This window comes from Fulvivirga lutimaris, assembly GCF_009711525.1.
Classification (GTDB): domain Bacteria; phylum Bacteroidota; class Bacteroidia; order Cytophagales; family Cyclobacteriaceae; genus Fulvivirga; species Fulvivirga lutimaris.
The window spans coordinates 12,024-32,087 of record NZ_SMLV01000406.1; the positions used below are offsets into that span (position 1 = coordinate 12,024).

Sequence of the window (20,064 nt, forward strand, 5' to 3'; positions counted from 1 at the left end):
CGAGTATCAACGCCTTTTATACTGAAATAGCGCAACTATTAAATGCCGAACCAGAAGAAATAGCTTACACAGAAAGTGCCACGGTAGCTTGGGTGCGGGCTTTCTTTTCAATAGACTTTAAAATCGGTGATGAGATAATTTGTGACCATACATCTTATGCCAGCAACTATATTGCTCACCTTCAGGCTGAGCAACGATATGGAACAAAAACCGTGGTTATACCAGCCAATGATTTTGGAGAAACAGATGTTGAAGCACTGAAAACACTGGTTTCTAGCAAAACCAAACTCATTTCCATTACTCATATGCCAACCAATGGAGGATTGGTGAACCCTGCTGAAAGAATTGGAGAAATTGCCAAAGAATACAATATTTTTTATCTACTTGATGCCTGTCAATCTGCTGGGCAGTATCCATTAGACGTAAAAAAGATTGGTTGCGATTTTCTATCCTCAACTGGACGAAAATACCTTAGAGGCCCAAGAGGAACAGGTTTTCTTTATGCCAATAAAAGGAGGCTCAATGAGATTACACCCTTGAATCTGGATTTACACTCTGCAGAATGGAATTCAATAAATAGTTTTCAACAGCGCAATAGCGCAAAAAAGTTTGAAACCTGGGAGTCGAACATCGCAGCAAAAATTGGGTTAATGATAGCTGCTAAGCAAATTAATGAAATTGGTATTGATAGAATTTGGAATAGAGTAACTGAGGTGGCCACCTACCTTAGAGATGAACTGTCTAAGTTTAATGAAATAACAGTGCAGGATATTGGTAAGTTAAAGAGCGGAATAGTGACTTTCACCTCTTCAAAATTTACTCCTTTAGAGATGAAAAAATACTTCACAGAAAATAAAATCAATACTGTAACTCCAACACTTAGCGGAACCCGTATTGATATGGAGAACAGAAAACTAGATGCTGTGCTTCGTTCATCAATTCATTACTACAATACAAAAGAAGAAATTGATACTTTTGTGAGCTTAATTAAGCAGCTGCATAAGTAATAATGAGATTTTCCATTCTCTTTTGTCTACTAACTATTTCTAATCTTAGTTTGGCTCAGGATGCTGGTCATTCATGGTCTTTTGGTACTAACCCATATTATGGAGGAGTGCTAAAATATAAAAAGAACATGAAGCAGCTCGAGTATACAAACCTTCATGGTATTGAATTGTATGCCAATAAAATTGCTGATGGAAGCAAAACATGGCACCATCTGTATGGCCTTCCACAGTGGGGAATAGCCGCTTCTTATGTAAACTATGGTGTGCCGGATGAGTTAGGTTGGATAACCTCTCTAACGACCTACCTGGACATGACATCCTCAAAGAAAAAACATAAATGGAGATTGAACATAGGCACAGGCATAGTCTATAGTTCTGAAAGATTTGATGCTGTTCAAAACAGTGAAAATAAAGCCATTAGTAGCAAGATCAGCTATGTAATGCGTGGCACAATACACAAAGAATTTCAACTAAACGAAAAATGGTTTTTTAATGCCAATTTGGCTTTCAGGCATTATTCAAACGGAAAGCTAAATATGCCAAATAATGGCATGAATTATCCAATGGTTGGCTTTGGTGTAAGATATCTGCCACACCCTAAACCAATGCCTGCAAAGCAGGATATTCAAATTGACTATAGTCGAAAAATAAGAATTGCAGCACGTGCCACTATCTCGTGGAGAGAGGTTTGGCAGGAAGATGTAAAACAAAAGGCTTATAGTTTTGCAGTATACGCTGGCAGACAAGTCTCAAAATATAATAGGATATTGGTTGGTCTGGATGCTACCAAATACGATCAGAGATCAATAGACAATGCCAATGTAGTTCACCGACAGAAAAGTAATTTGGCTGAGGATGAAGTGCTGGATGATGCAAATATACAAGCCGCAGTTACTATTGGGACAGAGTTGCTAATCAGTAAAATCTCAGTGATAGTTCAGGGAGCTATTTATGTTTATAAACCTCAGGCATTTTATCCAGGATGGTACCAACGTTATGGTTTATTATATAACTTCAATGAGCATTTGTTTTCTCAAATGACCCTGAAGGCACACGGACGAACTGCTGATATGATTGAGTTTGGAGTAGGCGTGGCCTTTTGAAATATGTATTAAACTCCCTGATAACCAAATAATTCGTTATTTTGTACATTAATGGATTCGCTTGACCCTAGTGCTTCAGACAAAAGATACCGAGCCCTTATGGCAAAGGCTCATGAGGGGATTGTACTGTACAATAATCTGGGGGTAATTATTTATGCATCAGCATCAGTAAGGAATGTAGGAGGCTTTGAAGATAGAGAGGTAATTGGTATGTCAGGAACTGATTTTGTGCATCCCGATGAGATTGAAGAAACCATAATGATCTTTGGGCAAGTACTTCAAACACCTGGTAAAAGCATCACTTTCAAACAAAGACTTAAGCATAAGAAAGGTCATTTTATCTGGACCGAGACTACACTTTCCAATTTTTTGCATGAGCCAGAAGTTGGTGGAATTATATCAAACTTTCGGGACATAACAGATCAAAAATATGCCGAAGATAAACTTCTTGAAAGCAAGACACTTCTTGAAAGTATAAATCAAAATATTAAAGAGGCTATCTATAGAAGCATACCCGATCAATCCTTTGAATATGTAAATCAAGCCTTTTTAGATATTTTTGGTTTTGAGTCGAAGGAAGAACTGAATGCGGTTCCATTGAGCTCATTGTACATTGATCCTGTAATTAGAAATCATATAAGGGATGAACTTCATTCAAAGGGTTCAATAACAAACATGGAAGTTGAGTTCCGTAAAAAAGATAATTCAACATTTTGGGGACTAATAACGAGTACCAAATTAGAAACACCGGATGGCCATACGTATTTTGATGGTGCCATACGTGATATCACCCAACAGAAAATTGCAGAAGAGAAGCTGCGCCATAGTGAAGAATTTCTTAGCTCAATCAATAGAAATATAAAAGAAGGGCTATACCGAAGTTCAATAGACACAGGAATGATATATGTAAACTCTGCCTTTGCAGAAATGTTTGGATACTCATCTCCAAAGGAGGTATTAGAAACCGATATTAAAGAACTATACCGACACCTTAATACTAGAAGGAATATCATCAAGGAGCTCACTGAAAAGAAATCCATTAGAAATAAAGAAGTAGAGTTTAAAAGAAAGAATGGAGAGACATTTTGGGGTTTAATGAGCAGCTATTTGATAGTAGATAGTCAGGGAAATGAATATTTCGATGGAGCGGTAAGAAATATTAATGAACTAAAGATTGCAGAGCAGAAACTAGTGGAGCTTAACGAAACACTAACTCAACAGAATAAAGCCTTGGCAGAAAGAGAAGAAGAGCTCAATAAAGCCATGAAAGAGCTGTCTGATAGGAATTTTGAGCTTGACCAATTAGTATATAAAACCTCTCATGATTTAAGATCTCCATTAAGCTCTATTCTTGGTCTGGTCAATGTAGCTAAAATGGATACTGAGACAACCGATAAGTCAGAATATATAGAGCAAATTGGATTTAGCATTCATAGACTAGACGACTTTGTTCGGTCAATGCTAAATTACGCCAAGGCCAGCCGCGTTGATGTCACTCTGGAAGAGATAGACATCAAGGAAATTATAGACTCATGTTTAAAGGATTTGGCATTTTTAGAAACCTATAACAAGGTTAAGACCAACATTAGCATCAAAGGCAATAGCTCAATAAAAACAGACAAATTGAAGCTGAAGATTATCCTTAGCAATATTATTTCCAACGCTTTTAAGTACATGGATGACTCAAAGCCTGAGCCATATTTGAATATTGATATCATTACTTCAACAAAAGAGCTCAAAATAACTATTTCTGATAATGGCATAGGCATTGAAGAAGAGCATTTACCCAAAATATTTGACATGTTTTACCGGGCTACTGAATTATCGCAAGGTTCTGGCTTGGGGATGTATATTGTTAAGCAATCGGTAGATAAGCTTGAAGGGACGGTTACTATCTCAAGTAAGTTCAAAGAGGGTACTACCTTTAATATTTCATTGCCCAATGGAACCAATAGCTAAGTTGTCGTTTTAAGCTAATCGCACTACCTTTGTCAACTTTCAAAAACACATCAAATCCATGAGCTCAATCGATTACATAAAAGACAATAAGCAAAAATTCCTTGACGAATTATTCGACCTACTTAGGTTGCCATCAGTTAGCGCGGATCCTGCTTACAAAAATGATGTTTTAAAAACAGCCGAATTTGTTAAAAACAGCCTCGTTTCAGCTGGTGCTGACAATGTAGAAATTTGTGAAACTGCAGGATATCCCATCGTTTATGGCGAGAAGATTATTGACCCAAAACTACCAACTGTTTTGGTTTACGGTCATTATGATGTTCAGCCTGCTGACCCGTTAGAGTTGTGGGATTCTCCAGCATTTGAGCCTGTGATCAAAGATGACAAAATCTACGCAAGAGGCGCTTGTGATGACAAAGGCCAAATGTACATGCATGTTAAGGCATTCGAAACAATGATGAAGACCAACTCACTAGCCACCAATGTCAAATTCATGATTGAAGGTGAAGAAGAAGTTGGCTCCGACAATCTAGGAATATTTGTAAAGAACAATAAGGAAAAGTTAGCAGCAGATATTATCCTTATCTCTGATACCTCAATGATATCATTAGATACACCTTCTATCACTGTAGGTCTAAGAGGCTTGAGCTATATGCAGGTAGAAGTGACTGGACCAAATAGAGATCTTCATTCTGGAGTTTATGGTGGAGCTGTGGCTAATCCAATAAATGAGCTATGCAAAATGATTGCTTCATTAAAGGATGAAAACAACAAAATTACCATCCCAGGGTTTTATGATAAAGTAGTTGAGCTTACAGCAGATGAAAGAAAAGCATTAAACAGTGCTCCATTTGATCTTGACGAATACAAGAAAGATTTGAATATCAATGAGGTTGAAGGTGAAGATGGATACACTACCCTTGAAAGAGCTGGTATCAGACCAACTTTAGATGTAAATGGAATTTGGGGAGGCTATACTGGAGAGGGCGCTAAAACGGTACTTCCGTCAAAAGCATATGCTAAAATCTCTATGCGTCTTGTTCCTAATCAAGTAAGTGATGAAATCACGGAATTATTCACCAATCATTTTAAATCAATCGCTCCAGATTCTATTAAAGTAAAAGTAACCCCACACCATGGTGGCGAGCCGGCAGTTACTCCTACTGACTCTGTAGCTTATGCAGCAGCCAGCGATGCTTTTGTTGAAGCTTGGGGTAAGGCTCCAATTCCTACAAGAGATGGTGGTAGTATCCCAATTGTATCTTTATTTAAAGATGAGTTAGGACTTGATACCGTACTAATGGGCTTTGGATTAGATTCTGATGCTATTCACTCTCCAAATGAGCATTATGGGGTGACTAACTTTATGAAGGGTATTGAAACGATAACCTTATTTTACAAACATTACGCTAACAAGCACTAACATATATTAATACCTAATATAAGAGCCCGTTTTATGCGGGCTTTTTTTATTTAAATCACTATCGAACTAAGAGTAAATATTAACTCTTGCTGCATTTAATTCATTTTGATTTATTTTAAATTAACTTCTATCGAGATTGCAAATAATGCCACTGAAGAAATAGAATAGTATTTGTTGTTAAATTGAACTTATTTTATAATGCTATTGTATCTATTCTGATGAAAATCAGTTTTTTAGAAGTTTTTGATTTGTACATTTAACACATTGAAGCGATTATCTAAAATATTTCTCACCATTCCAGTCATGCTTCTCATGCTGCACACGCTTGTTCAGCATAAGCATGTAGAAATGAATGACGGCAACTTGTATATACAAAGCTGCCAGCATGAAATTGATTTTTTTGGTTTTATCAAACATGCCTTTGAAATTGATGAACGCGAGAATCATTTGGAAGAATATCAAGTCGCAAGCTCTGAAAATATAGATTTTGGAATTGCGACTATCACCACAGAACTCTATTCGATTGCTAACATTTCTACTGATTTAACCGAGTCCTGGCCTGAGTATAGAGTTTCATTACCTGCAGATTTTTACATTCCCAATTTAAGCTTTCGTGGTCCACCCACGCTATCCTAATCTCACCATTAGTCGATTCATTTAAGCTTAAATTCTTAATCACATGCTAAATAAAATCATTGGCCTAAGTCTGGCCAATAAGTTAATAGTACTTCTATTTGTACTGGCCCTTATAGTCTTTGGCAGCTTTTCATTGCTAAAAATACCTATCGGGGCAGTGCCTGACGTTACCAACAATCAGGTACAGGTTATTACAACATCCAGAGACCTTTCTACACAAGATGTGGAGCAGTTTATCACCAGCCAGATTGAAATGGAACTGGTGAATATTTCCGGTGTAAAAGAACTCAGATCCATCTCAAAATTTGGTCTTTCAGTGGTTACAGTTGTTTTTGATGATGATATGGGGACATACTTACCGCGCCAATTGATTGCTGAAAAACTGAAATCAGCAGCAGAAAAAATCCCGGATGGTTTTGGGGTTCCCCAGATGGGGCCTATCACCACAGGCCTAGGCGAAATATATCAGTATGTATTGGAAGTTGACCCTGCCTATAAAGATAAATACACTACAATGGATCTTCGAACATTGCAGGATTGGGTGATTAAACGTCAATTGTCTGGTGTTAAAGGGGTAGTTGAAATAAATACCTGGGGTGGTTTTTTAAAACAATACGAAGTACAAATAAACCCGCTAAGATTAAGAAGCCTAAACCTAGATATACATAGTATTTACACTGCTTTGCAAACCAATAACGATATAGCAGGTGGTGGATACATTGAAAAAGGAGGTCAGGCCTACTTTATTCGTGGGGAAGGGTTAACCAAGAATATTGAGGATATTAAAAACATAGTAGTCACTCAAAGGAATGGAATCCCTGTTTACATAAAGGATATAGCCGAAGTGGGACTTGGACATGCTACTCGCTTTGGAGCAGTAACGGGTAACGGGGAAGGGGAAAAGGTATTGGGTCAGGTAATGATGCTAAAAGACGCCAATTCCAAGGCTGTAATTGAGGCTGTGAAAGAACGAATTGAGCAAATTCAGCAGAATTTACCACCAGGTGTTTCCATAAACCCGTTTCTAGAACGAAGCGGCTTAATTGCCAAGACAACTTTCACCATTGCTGAAAATTTAATTCTCGGTTGCCTGATTGTTATTTTTGTTGTGGTTTTATTATTGGGAAACTTGAGAACAGGGCTTGTTATAGCTTCGGTAATTCCACTTTCTTTGCTTTTTGCTCTGTCTTGTATGTATATATTTGGTGTTGACGCCAACCTGATGAGTCTTGGAGCCATTGATTTCGGGATTATCATCGATGGTGCTGTTATCATTGTAGAGTTTATTGCTTTTCAAATAACCTCCAGAAGTATAGAGCTGCAATCATTAACAAAGGCCGACAGAAAACTTCAAATAGATAAAGTAGTTCAGGAAGGGGCTTCCAGAATGATGCATTCTGCAGTATTTGGGCAATTGATTATACTCATAGTTTTTATTCCAATTCTCTCACTTTCTAATGTGGAAGGCAAAATGTTCAAACCTATGGCTCTGACCTTTTGCTTTGCATTAGTAGGGGCTATGCTTTTGTGCTTTACATATGTGCCGGTTGCTTCGGCAATGTTTTTAAAGCCTTCTGGTAAGACATTTGGTTTTTCAACTCGTCTCATCGAATCATTGAAGAAAATTTACAAGCCCTTATTAGAGAATGCTCTGAAAGCAAGAAAAGCAGTGGTGGCAGTTGCAGGGGTTATTTTGGTTTTGGTAGGGTTACTTTTTTCCAGACTGGGTGGAGAATTTGTGCCAACGCTTGATGAAGGTGATTTTGTGATACAGCCAGTACTTCCCTCAGGAACTTCACTTAGTGAAACTATCAAAACGATTACTAAAATTGAACGCATCGTTGGGAAGTTTGATGAAGTGGAGCAAGTCGTAACACGTATAGGTGCGGCAGAAGTGCCAACAGATCCAATGTCTATGGAGGAAACAGATGTTATCATAACCCTAAAGCCACCTACAGAATGGGAAGCAGCCTCAACGAAAGACCAATTGGCTAATAAAATAAAAACAGCGCTGATGACTGAAATTGAAGGGGTGGATTATGAATTTACTCAACCTATAGAAATGCGCTTTAATGAACTGATAACAGGTGTGAGGGCGGACTTGGCAATTAAAATATTTGGTGAAAACCTGGATACACTGGCTGCCAAAGGTGATGCCGTCAAAAATATCATTTTAAATGTAGATGGGGCTTCAGATATTATCGTGGAAAAAATTGATGGTCTTCCTCAAATGCTGGTTAAGTATAATCGGGATCGAATAGCAAAATATGGCCTCAATATTAGTGATGTAAACCAAGTAGTTAGTGCCGGTTTTGCTGGTAAGGTAGCAGGCAGCATCTATGAAGGTGAAAGAAAATTTGATTTAGTTGTTAGATATGATAAAAACCATCGCAAGGATATTCATAATCTTAAAAACTCATTTGTTACCACGGTTAGTGGGCAGCAGGTTCCATTAGACCAGCTGGCCGATATTACCTATACAACTGGTCCGGCAAAAATCTCACGCGACAATGCAAAAAGAAGGATTGTAGTAAGTGTGAACGTTCGAGGTCGGGATTTGGAGTCAGTGGTGGATGATGTATCAAAGATTATCGAACAAAATATTGAACTCCCTCCCGGGTATTATGTTGAATATGGCGGGCAATTTGAAAATTTACAAAGTGCAAGAAAGCGATTATACATTGCGGTTCCTGTGGCATTGTTTTTAATATTTATTCTATTACACTTTGCTTTCAAGTCCTTAAAAGATGCCTTGTTAATCTATACAGCTATTCCTTTAGCTGCTGTTGGTGGCGTTTTGTTTTTATGGATCAGAGATATTCCTTTCAGTATCTCTGCAGGAGTTGGATTTATAGCATTATTTGGTATTGCTGTGCTTAATGGAATTGTGCTAATAGAGCATTATAAAGAGTTACATCAAAACGGCAAATATCAATCTATTGATGAGCTGATTATTCATGGGACGCTCTCCAGATTACGACCAGTGCTACTAACTGCAAGTGCCGCGGCACTCGGCTTTTTGCCAATGGCTATATCTACCTCAGCTGGAGCAGAAGTACAGCGTCCACTGGCAACAGTCGTAATTGGCGGACTCATAACGGCTACGCTCCTTACCTTATTTGTTTTACCAGCCCTTTATCGCATGTTTTTCAAGGCCAATTTAGTAAAGGTTTCAAAGCCAATTTCGATGGTAATACTTGTTGTCATGATGTTAACGATTACAAGTAATTCTCAAGCACAGCAAAAAATATACTCAATGGAAGAAGCCATCAAATTGGCTAAAGAGCACAACGCTGGCACCCAAGGTGCGTCATTGCGAGTGAACGAACAAAAGGCACTCGAGCATACTGCATATGAGATTAATAAAACAGATGCTTACTATAGTTACGATGAAAATAACATTGCACCTAACGGTGAGCCATTACGAGTATGGGGCGTTCAGCAATCTTTCGAATTCCCGACTGTATTTTCCAACAAGCTAAAGTTAAACAAGGCAAAAACAAATTTGGAAGTGCAGCAATACAGTCTTGCTCTCTACAAGTTAGAAGACCGTGTTTCAAGATCATATATGACAGTAGTCTATTTCACTGACTTGCTGGATGAGTACCAACAGCTGGATACCATATATTCTGAGTTTAGAAAAGCGGCTGAAAGAAAGTATGAACTAGGCGAATCTAACGCACTTGAAAGTCTGACGGCACAAAGTAAACAGCATCAGGTGAATTTAAAATTAAATGAAATTAAGCAACAGCTTAAAGGTGCATATGAATCATTATATGCTCAGGTTCAATCACGTGAAATCTTTTTAGTGGCAGACAAATCACTTAAAAAACTTCCTTTAGAGCTGGTTGATTCAGTTAATAACCCTCAATTAATAGTTTATAATCAGCAGGAAAAGGTAATAAGGCAAGAAATAAAATGGCAACAGGCCAGGTTTCTACCTGATTTCAATTTTGAATATTTCAGAGGCACCAACAGCGCTCCGATGTCCGACATATATTCAGGATTTAGAGTGGGCATAGGTATTCCTCTTTTCTATAGTGCTCAAAAAGCCAGAGTATCCCAGTCAAAAATTAGATCAGAAATTATAAGCAAAGAAAAGGAAGATCTAAACATAAAATTAATGGCTAAAAAGAAAAGGCTATTGGCCAAATTAGAAAGTGACAAACAATCGCTGGAATATTACGAAAATACAGGAAATGAATTGGCAGAAAGACTGAATAAAACGGCAGAAATATCCTACCTAAAAGGTGAGATTGACTATCTACAATACATTCAGATTTTAGAACGAGTCATTGAAATTAGAACAGGCAGAATTGATGCCCTCCTAGATTATAACATGACAATACTTTCAATTAACTATTTAACGAATTAATCGAAATGAAATCACTTAATATAATAATACTATTCAGTCTAACAGCATTTCTTATAAGCTGTGAACAGGCACAAAATCAACTTGATAATAATGATCAAGTTAACGAATCAAAAACGGAAGCAATTGATAATTCAAAAGAAAATGTTGCACCAGAGGAGCGTGTTGAAAATAACTCAATTCAAGTAAGAGGTTATATAGAAGTTCCACCTGAAAACAAAGCAATAATTAGCGCCTATTATGGAGGCTATGTTCGATCATTATCCTTACTAAATGGGCAATCCGTAAAAAAGGGAGATTATCTGTTTTCACTAACAAACCCTGACTATCTTAATATGCAGCAGGAATATTTAATGGCTAAAGAAAACATAGAGTTCATGCAAAGTGATTACAATAGGCAAAAAGAGTTAGTTAATGAGAATATTGCTTCAGGAAAAAGTTTCAGCAAAGTGGAGGCTGATTATCGGACCGCAAAATCAAAATATCAAGCCTTAAAGGAACAAATGAAGCTTTTGAATATTAACATCAACAAATTAGAACAAGGGGTCTTTTCTCCTACTGTAAATATCTATGCCCCCATAGGTGGAATGATCTCGATGATTAATATTAGTACAGGACAGTATTTAGACGAGAAAACTCCTGCTGTTGAAATCGTAAACACAGATCATTTGCATCTGGAACTGGAAGTATATGAGCGCGATATTGCTAAGATAAAAAAGGGGCAGCCCATCACATTTATGGCTCCGGAATATAGCAGTGTTCAACTGAATGCTTCAGTGCATTTAATTAATAGCATAATACATGCAGAAAAACGCACAGCAGGAATACATGCACATATTGAATCCTCAATAGATTCATTACAGCTCATGCCCGGAATGTTTGTTGAGGCGGAAATTTTTACAAAATGAAATGATTAAATAAATATAATGTACGGGTTTTAGAAAAGCGCATTTATGATCAAAATCATGAAAATAGCACATATTTAATTGAATATTTAGCAATACGAATGCGTTTACTTAGCGTTAAAATGTTTCATATGTTAAAAAAATTTCAAATTGATATTGACGTTTTAACATTTTAACCCGTCTAAACTTAACAAGCCAATTGGCTGTATAAATAATCTCTATTATGAAACTTTTGATTACATCTTTATTTGCCTTCTCTCTTCTATTTTCTTCCTCTGAGGAAGAAGAAAGTAAAATTTGGTTAACAGACTATGAGGCAGCCATTACAAAAGCCAAGGAAGAAAATAAACCTGTGCTTTTAAGCTTTGCAGGGTCTGATTGGTGCAAGCCTTGCATAATGTTGACAAGGGAAGTATTTGAAACTCCTGAATTTGAAAAATATGCCCATGATAACCTAGTCTTGTTATTATTGGATTTCCCAAGATTGAAAAAAAACAGATTGAGTGATGAGCAAACTAAGCATAATGAGAGTCTGGCAGCGAAATATAACAAGACTGGAGAGTTCCCCTTGGTAGTTTTGGTTGATGCAAATGGAGAAGTAATTGCAAAAACTGGCTATCAGAAAGGTGGCGCAGAACACTTTATCGAATACTTGGACTCTGTATTATAAAATATAAATGCTCAGGTTCTCTGCACTGTTAATTACCATGTTAATGCCATACTTAGCTTCGGCTCAACTTCAGAGTCAGAAGAAGGTATTGCTATTAATGGGGTCAAGATTTGAGCTTACAGCCATTGATGAGGATATTAATTTGGCGAATCAGGGAATAGAAGCGGCTATTGAGGAAATAACCAGAATAGAAAAATTAATCAGCTCTTGGGACCCTAATTCACAAACTAGCCTTGTAAATAAAATGGCTGGCGTAGAAGCTGTGAAAGTAGACAAAGAGCTTTTCGAACTAATTAAAAGATCTAAAAAAATCTCTGCGCTTACCAACGGTGCCTTTGACATTTCATATGCCTCAATGGACAAAATATGGAAGTTTGATGGGTCAGTTACCAAGCTCCCTACTGAAGAAGAAATAAAAGCTTCTGTATCGAAAATCAATTATCACGACATTATTCTTGATGAAGAAAATCAAACTGTTTTCCTTAAGAATAATGGAATGAAGATTGGGTTTGGTGCCATTGGTAAGGGATATGCCGCCAACAAGGGCAGAAAAATAATGCTGGAATTAGGCATTAAAAGTGGGATAGTGAATGCCGGTGGAGATTTAATTACCTGGGGAAAAGAAGCCAATGGTAATGACTGGAGTATAGGTATCGCAGACCCTAAAAACAAAACTCATGTTTTGGCCTGGATCACCGTGGGGCAAATGGCTGTAGTGACTTCAGGAAATTATGAGAAGTTTATTGACATTGATGGCCAAAGATACTCCCACATTATTGACCCAATTACAGGATATCCGGTTAGGGGTTTAAAAAGTGTAACTATAATTTGTCCGGATGCTGAGTTGGCAGATGCTCTGGCCACCAGCACTTTTATTTTAGGAAAAGAAAAAGGCTTAAGCCTTATAAATCAGCTCAAAGGAGTTGAAGTACTTCTGGTAGATGACAATGATAACATCTCAACCAGTGACAATTTGAAGTTGAACTATTATGAAAATAATATGTTTGAAGAAACTATAAATCATACATTAACTATCGGTAATGAAAAGAATTAGTTGGTTTATACTCCTGATTATTGGGGTGGCCGTTACCAGTCAAAGCTGTGTTTCAGTGGCAGCTTATCAAAAGGTATATCTTAATGACGAAAACATGGAGCTCAATGCAAGGAAAGTGGCTGTTTTCGAAACAAATTTTGAAGCTTACAGAGAAGGTGCTTCCGGAGCCAACGGAGGTAAAACTGGAGGAGGATGCGGATGCAATTAAGAGTATTGAGCCTCATTTTACTAATGAGCACTGTCACACTTCTGAAGGCACAAGATGGTGAGACTTTTAAAAAATTAGAGGAATCCGAAATAAACTTCTTGTTTAACTATTACGAACAAGATGGAAGTAATGCCGCAGTAACTGGTGGTATAGGTACGGAAGAGTTGAGCAATATTGCTCCTTCGCTAATAGTAAATATTCCTTTAGATACTACCAAAACCTTCATTGGCTACTTTGGTTTCGATAAATATTCATCAGCTAGCACAGATAGAATTGATGATCCGAATTTTCAGAACATCAACCTGTCAACAGCCTCCAGCTCAGATACACGTAGCTATGCCAACCTCACCTATCAGAAGAAAAATAACTTCAAAAAGGAAACTTACAGCTACAAGGCTGGCATATCAGTAGAATATGATTACACTTCATTTTCCCTCGGTTATGCATGGGCCAAATCGTCAAAAGATGAAAACAGAGAGCTGGGTCTTAGTGGTACTGCTTATATTGACACTTGGCAATTGATTTTCCCTACTGAACTTAGAGGCACTCAAGGGCTTGACAATAATAAGAACAGACAGTCTTTCAATCTTACTGCTACACTTTCTCAAGTGATAAATAAAAGACTGCAAACCTCCATTTCATCAGAATTGGTTTACCAAACAGGGAGATTGGCAACACCATTTCATAGAGTATATTTTAATGATGGATTTGCTTTTAATGACCCCTTAAAAACTAGAAGAACAGAAAAACTACCAGATTCAAGATTCAAAATCCCATTGGGAATTCGGCTTAATTACTACCTAAATGACTTAATTATCTTAAGAGGATATTATAGATACTACTATGATGATTTTGGAATTACTGCCAATACTTTTGAGTTAGAAACCCCAATTAAACTGGTAAGTAGTTTAACCGTTTACCCCTTCTACCGCTACCACACACAAACGGCTTCAGAATATTTTAAACCTTTTGGCCAGCATGAATTAACCGATGAATATTACTCTTCAGACTACGATCTCTCTGCCATTAATTCTTCTGCGCTAGGTTTTGGTTTCAAATTCTCTCCACTCTATGGTTTGGCACGATTCAAAGGGCCTTTTAGTGGCAAAACTTCAAGAATTACTAAATTTAAAAGTCTTGAAGTAAGATATGCCAACTACGTTAGAGAAGGCAACAATAAAAATGATCCGGGAGGTGGTGATTTAGATGCCTATTCTCTTACTTTTAACTTGACCTTTACATTCTAATGAAAAAATATTTTCAATCAGCCGTTGTTGCTCTTATTGTTCTACTTACTGTTCAAGCAACATATTCGCAGGTACTTGAACCATCTAAATGGGAGCATACAACCAGTAAAAAAGAGGTAAACGTTGGTGATCAGCTCGACTTAATTTTTACGGCCACAATAGATCATGACTGGTATTTATACTCTTCAGATTTTGACCCCGACTGCGGGCCTATGGTTACTACATTTACTTTCGAAGAAGATGACTCTTACGAATTGATTGGAGGATTAAGAGCAATTGATCCTATTGAGAAGTTCGATGACATTTTTGAATGTAATGTCAAAATATTTAAAAAGAAAGGCATTTTCAAACAGACCATCAAAGTTCTATCTGAGAACCTAAATATTGCTGGAAACTATGAATTTCAGGTTTGCTCAGATATTGACGGCAAGTGTATTCCTTTTGATTATGACTTCGAATTTGATGCTATTAAAGTCTTATCAAAATCTACAACTGTTGAACAGCCTGTAACTGAAAAGAAGGAAGAAGTAATAACACAAGCCACGGAGTCTGTGATTATGCCAGAGGCAGTCGAGGTTGATACAGCAAAAACTATTGAGAAACCAAGTATTGATTATTCCAAAACAGAAAATCAGGGGCCAATACTCGATCCTGATTTAGTTATTAAATCTGAACGAGATAAGTCTCTTATTTGGTTTATGATTTTTGCCTTTGTAGCAGGTTTAGCGGCACTATTAACTCCATGCGTATTCCCATTAATACCAATGACGGTAAGCTTCTTTACCGGACAAGGAAAAAACAAAGGTCAGGCTATTATTTACGGATTATCCATTATTGCTATATATACCATTATTGGCTCGGCCATTGCTCCTATTATGGGACCAGAAACCGCTAACCACCTTTCTACTGAATGGTTGCCCAACTTGATATTCTTTACAGTATTTGTAGTTTTTGCTATTTCCTTCTTTGGTTTGTTTGATATAACCCTGCCTAGTTCAGTGGTCAATAGCATTGATAGAAAAGCTGATAAGGGAGGTCTAATAGGTATTTTCTTTATGGCTTTCACTTTGGTTTTAGTTTCTTTTTCGTGTACTGGGCCCATTGTTGGTAGCATCCTTGTGAGTTCAGCCGGAGGCGAATTTCTCAAACCAATATTAGGAATGTTTGCCTTTTCATTGGCTTTTGCTATTCCATTTACCTTATTCGCTATTTTCCCAGGTTGGTTGAGTAACCTTCCAAAATCTGGCGGCTGGCTAAATTCCGTAAAAGTGGTGCTTGGCTTTGTCGAACTTGCTCTGGCATTTAAATTTTTAAGCATCGCAGATCAGGCCTTCCATTGGGGTATACTGGATAGAGACATCAATATAGCCATCTGGGTTGTGATTTTTACACTCATGGGCTTCTATCTCTTAGGCAAAATCAGGCTGCCTCATGATAGCCCATTAGAAGTTATATCCGTACCAAGGCTATTAATGGCTATAGGCACGTTCACTTTTGTTATCTATTTAATTCCAGGTTTATGGGGCGCTCCACTTAAGGCATTGGCTGGTTATTTGCCACCTATGTATACTCATGATTTCAATATTTTTTCTGATCAATACAGTGACGATAAATATGAAATATGTGAAGAACCTGCGTACGGAGACTTTCTCCACCTACCCCATGGCATTCAGGGATATTTCGATTACGACCAGGCATTAGCATGTGCCAGAGCTCAAAAGAAACCTCTTTTTATTGATTTTACTGGTCATGGCTGCACTAACTGTCGTGAAATGGAAGCGGTGGTTTGGTCAAATCCAGAAGTATTAAGAAGACTTAAAGAAGACTATGTTGTGGTTGCTCTATATGTAGATGACAAAACCGAACTGCCGGAAGAGCAATGGTACACCTCGACCTATGATAATAAAGTAAAGAAGACCATAGGAAAACAAAATGCTGACCTACAAATAAGAAGGCTCAACAATAATGCTCAGCCCTTTTATATTCTACTAGGGGCTGATGAAAAAGTGATGGTTAGTCCAGTGGCGTATGATAAGGATGTCAACAATTTCATCAAATTTTTGGATGAAGGAATCCAAAAATACAAATCCTTATATTAAGTCTAAGGCAGTCAAGGGGTTAGGATATTTGAATGTGTAATTTAACTTTTCAATAAGTTTACTCGAGTCAACTTTTTTGAAATTGGCCTTTTTATTACTGAATGAAGGTTTTTCCAAACCTAACTTACTGGCAGCCAGACTATAATATGCCTCTCTTTCTGGGTGATACGGTGAGCATGCATTAAATACTTCTTCTTTAATCTGTTGAGATACTATTGTTTTTATTATACCAATACAATCATCACGATGAATAAGATTGACTGGATTTGAAGCACCAGTTAAACCTTGCTTTCCAGCTAAAAATCTTCCAGGGTGCCTGTCACTTGAATACAATCCTCCAAATCTCAAAATAGTAGTCTCAAATTCTGAAACATCAAATACCTGCTCTGCTTCAAGCAGCGCAATCCCCGAATGTGACGACTTAATAATTTCTGCATCCTGTTCGACCACTGTATCATTTTTATCAGGATAAACAGAAGTTGAACTGATATATATCAGCCAAGGCTTACTTTTCAATAATTGCAGTTTTATTTTCTCTAATTCAGCAATATATTCCTTGATTCTTGGGGGTATGGTAAATATGACCAGATCCATTTCCAAAAACTCTGCGGGTAATTCATCACCTAGCTGAAACAGAAAGGGCTTTATTCCAGCTTCTTCAATATCACTAAACTTACTCTGTTGTGTGGTCGTACCTATAAGATGGTGCCCATCCTCAGCTAGTTCATTTCCTAAGGACAAACCGAGCCAGCCACAGCCTATTATTCCAATTTTCATAAGTATTTAAGTGCTATATTATCAGGAAGTTAGCTACTAGTAGTTAGATCAAACTATTAATTTAGGTGCTAATCTTAGCATTTTTCTTACTTAATCACTATAATTATCGAATTATTATACTTCTTTGCCCCCGAAATGGGGTAAAGCCATTTTTTAAACTAACCAACATCATGTCAAAAAAGAATATCCCTTTTATTCTTTTGATAGCTTTTTCTGCTATCATTTATTTTACGCTCCCATATTTTAACCATAGTGTTGAAGTATCTGAAACACCAAAAACTACAAGCATTGATTCAGCTTCACTGATCAAGCCTGAGCCAAAAATGCTTTATGGTATGGTGGTGGATTCATTGGTAATTATTGAAGATAAAATCAAAAGAAATCAAAACATAGCAGAGATACTCCTTCCTCATAATGTAACAAATGAAGCTATTTACCAATTAGCTAAAATTTCCAAGGAAGTATTTGATGTAAGGAAGCTAGTAGCCAATAAAAAGTATACGCTTATTTGCGAGCGCGATTCGCTTAAAACTGCCAAAGCTTTTGTCTACGAACACAACTCAACAGAATATGTGGTTTTCAATTTGAGAGATTCTATTTCCGTTGAAAAGAAGCAAAAGGAAATACAAATTGTTGAAAAAGGGGTTGCAGGCATTATCGAATCAAACCTTTCAGTTACTATGCAGGAGCTTGGCCTGTCTCCACAATTGACAAATGACTTTGTAGATGTTTTTGCATGGCAGATAGACTTCTTCAGGCTTCAGAAAGGAGATAAATTCAAGTTGATCTATGAAGATCATTTGGTAGAAGGCCAATCTATTGGCAGTGGAAAAATTAAATCAATCTATTTTGAGCACTTTGGTAATGATTTTTATGGTTTTCATTACGATCAAGGTGACGGCATAGATTACTTTGATGAAAATGGCAATAGCTTGAGAAAAGCACTATTGAAATACCCATTAGATTTTACAAGAATTAGCTCTCGCTATTCCGGTAACAGGTACCACCCTGTACAGAAAAGATACAAAGCGCACCGCGGAACTGACTTTGCGGCTCCCAGAGGTACTCCTATCCGATCTGTTGGTGATGGAATTGTGCTGGAAGCACGATATCAGAAGTATAATGGAAATTATGTAAAGGTAAAACATAACGCCACTTACACTACCCAGTATCTTCATATGTCAGGTATTAAGTCAGGTATTAGGCCGGGCATGAAAGTTAGGCAAGGCGATATTATAGGTTATGTTGGAAGCACAGGTTTAGCAACAGGCAATCACTTGTGCTATCGTTTCTGGAAGAATGGTGTTCAGATTGATGCATTGAAAGTAGACCTGCCACCTTCAGCACCAATAAAGAAAGAAAATGCTTTGGCTTTTAATCTTAAAAAGAACCAAATGCTTAACCAACTGGAAATGATAAATTTCCCTGAAGAGAACGCAACCGTTTTCGCAAGTGTTAAGTAAATAAAGCTGTCAAAATAGCAAAGGCGAGGCAATTTTGTCTTGCCTTTTTTGTTTAGCTTTAAACAGTTATTGGTTCTCAATATGCACCTGCAAAAAATATTAATCACATTAATTTTTGGGCTTATTACCAGCCTTGGCTTTAGTCAAAAAGTAGCACTTGTAATGAGTGGTGGTGGCGCTAAAGGTCTAGCGCATGTTGGGGTAATTAAAGCTTTAGAAGAAAATGACATCCCCATCGACTATGTAGTAGGCACTTCTATGGGAGGAGTAGTAGCCGGTTGTTACGCTGCCGGATATTCTGCAAAGCAAATTGAAGGCATAATGCTATCGCCTCAGTTTCAAGATTGGGTAAATGGTGTTTTCGAGAAAGGTTACAACTACTACCTTTATAAAGACAAGTCTAACTCTTCCTTCCTCACCATTCAATTATCCCTTGATTCTATTTTTAATGCAAGTTTCAACAGCAGCCTAGCTAGTGATGTCACACTAAACTTTGCGTTACCAGAATACCTTTCCAGAGCATCGGCTATAGCCAACAATAATTTTGATAGTTTGTTTGTGCCAGCCAGAATTATTGCAGCAGATATCTTTACCCAAAATGAAGTAGTCTTAAAAAATGCCAGTCTTCCATTAGCGTTACGTACCACGCTGTCAGTCCCATTCTTCTATAAGCCAATAAAAATTGACAACAAGTATCTTTTTGATGGTGGCATCTACAATAATTTTCCCGTTGATGTTGCCATTAGGGATTTCGAACCTGATATGATTATAGGGTCCAATGTTTCATCCAAAGTCTTTAATGAATATCCGTATGAAAATGATGACAAACTAGTGAATAATTCACTTTTGTTCATGTTAATTGATAAGTCAGACCCAGAAGTAATTCCCGACAATGGCGTATATATAGAGCCTAACCTATCAGAATACACCGCCTTTGATTTTGCCGAAGCAAAGAATCTTATAGACAGCGGCTACAATGCCACCATGAAAAACATGGATAGCATAAAAGCAAAAATTAATAGGAGACAATCAGCTCTGAGTCGTGAATTAAATCGTGAAAAATTTCTGAAAAAAGGCACTCCTTTAAAATTCTCAGAAATCAACTTTCATGGTTATAACTCAAAGCAAAGGCAATACATAA

15 protein-coding genes are annotated in these 20,064 nt (G+C 37.3%); 14 read left to right on the forward strand and 1 reads right to left on the reverse strand.

What is annotated here, in order from left to right; genetic code table 11:
- The 12 genes from E1140_RS14435 to E1140_RS14490 all read left to right on the forward strand — a co-directional run.
- Nucleotides 1-1,007, forward strand: a 1,007-nt coding sequence (locus E1140_RS14435) for an aminotransferase class V-fold PLP-dependent enzyme (RefSeq protein WP_185153602.1), incomplete at its 5' end; no start/stop codon positions are given.
- Nucleotides 1,008-1,009: 2 nt separating this feature from the next.
- On the forward strand, nucleotides 1,010-2,110 hold the full coding sequence (locus E1140_RS14440; RefSeq protein ID WP_155185217.1) for an acyloxyacyl hydrolase: 1,101 nt from the start codon (nucleotides 1,010-1,012) through the stop codon (nucleotides 2,108-2,110).
- 51 nt (nucleotides 2,111-2,161) lie between these two features.
- Nucleotides 2,162-4,069, forward strand: coding sequence for a PAS domain-containing sensor histidine kinase (locus E1140_RS14445; RefSeq protein WP_155185219.1), 1,908 nt, complete (start codon nucleotides 2,162-2,164; stop codon nucleotides 4,067-4,069).
- A 58-nt stretch (nucleotides 4,070-4,127) separates the two neighbouring features.
- Nucleotides 4,128-5,492, forward strand: a complete 1,365-nt coding sequence (locus tag E1140_RS14450) for a dipeptidase (RefSeq protein WP_155185221.1) — start codon at nucleotides 4,128-4,130, stop codon at nucleotides 5,490-5,492.
- A gap of 264 nt (nucleotides 5,493-5,756) precedes the next feature.
- The gene (locus E1140_RS14455) at nucleotides 5,757-6,128 is read left to right on the forward strand and encodes a hypothetical protein (RefSeq protein ID WP_155185223.1); all 372 of its coding nucleotides are present in this window, start codon (nucleotides 5,757-5,759) and stop codon (nucleotides 6,126-6,128) included.
- A gap of 43 nt (nucleotides 6,129-6,171) precedes the next feature.
- The gene (locus E1140_RS14460; protein ID WP_155185225.1) at nucleotides 6,172-10,503 is read left to right on the forward strand and encodes a CusA/CzcA family heavy metal efflux RND transporter; all 4,332 of its coding nucleotides are present in this window, start codon (nucleotides 6,172-6,174) and stop codon (nucleotides 10,501-10,503) included.
- 5 nt (nucleotides 10,504-10,508) lie between these two features.
- A complete protein-coding gene (locus E1140_RS14465) occupies nucleotides 10,509-11,408 on the forward strand; it encodes an efflux RND transporter periplasmic adaptor subunit (RefSeq protein WP_155185227.1) in 900 nt (299 codons plus the stop codon).
- Nucleotides 11,409-11,628: 220 nt separating this feature from the next.
- Nucleotides 11,629-12,075, forward strand: a complete 447-nt coding sequence (locus tag E1140_RS14470) for a thioredoxin family protein (RefSeq protein ID WP_155185229.1) — start codon at nucleotides 11,629-11,631, stop codon at nucleotides 12,073-12,075.
- 43 nt (nucleotides 12,076-12,118) lie between these two features.
- Nucleotides 12,119-13,129, forward strand: coding sequence for an FAD:protein FMN transferase (locus E1140_RS14475; RefSeq protein ID WP_246202951.1), 1,011 nt, complete (start codon nucleotides 12,119-12,121; stop codon nucleotides 13,127-13,129).
- Nucleotides 13,116-13,337, forward strand: coding sequence for a DUF4266 domain-containing protein (locus E1140_RS14480; protein ID WP_155185235.1), 222 nt, complete (start codon nucleotides 13,116-13,118; stop codon nucleotides 13,335-13,337). Before E1140_RS14475 ends, E1140_RS14480 begins: the two co-directional genes overlap by 14 nt.
- Nucleotides 13,338-13,360: 23 nt before the next feature.
- On the forward strand, nucleotides 13,361-14,584 hold the full coding sequence (locus tag E1140_RS14485) for a DUF3570 domain-containing protein (protein WP_185153603.1): 1,224 nt from the start codon (nucleotides 13,361-13,363) through the stop codon (nucleotides 14,582-14,584).
- The gene (locus tag E1140_RS14490) at nucleotides 14,584-16,683 is read left to right on the forward strand and encodes a protein-disulfide reductase DsbD family protein (protein WP_155185241.1); all 2,100 of its coding nucleotides are present in this window, start codon (nucleotides 14,584-14,586) and stop codon (nucleotides 16,681-16,683) included. Before E1140_RS14485 ends, E1140_RS14490 begins: the two co-directional genes overlap by 1 nt.
- Here E1140_RS14490 and E1140_RS14495 read toward each other — a convergent pair.
- Nucleotides 16,675-17,460, reverse strand: coding sequence for an SDR family oxidoreductase (locus tag E1140_RS14495; RefSeq protein WP_155185244.1), 786 nt, complete (start codon nucleotides 17,458-17,460; stop codon nucleotides 16,675-16,677). The genes E1140_RS14490 and E1140_RS14495 overlap by 9 nt on opposite strands.
- A 170-nt stretch (nucleotides 17,461-17,630) precedes the next feature.
- On the opposite strand from E1140_RS14495, the gene E1140_RS14500 reads away from it, so the two are divergent.
- Together E1140_RS14500 and E1140_RS14505 are read left to right on the forward strand one after the other, a co-directional pair.
- The gene (locus E1140_RS14500) at nucleotides 17,631-18,923 is read left to right on the forward strand and encodes a peptidoglycan DD-metalloendopeptidase family protein (protein ID WP_155185247.1); all 1,293 of its coding nucleotides are present in this window, start codon (nucleotides 17,631-17,633) and stop codon (nucleotides 18,921-18,923) included.
- An 81-nt stretch (nucleotides 18,924-19,004) separates the two neighbouring features.
- On the forward strand, nucleotides 19,005-20,064 hold a 1,060-nt coding region (locus tag E1140_RS14505; protein ID WP_185153604.1), incomplete at its 3' end, for a patatin-like phospholipase family protein.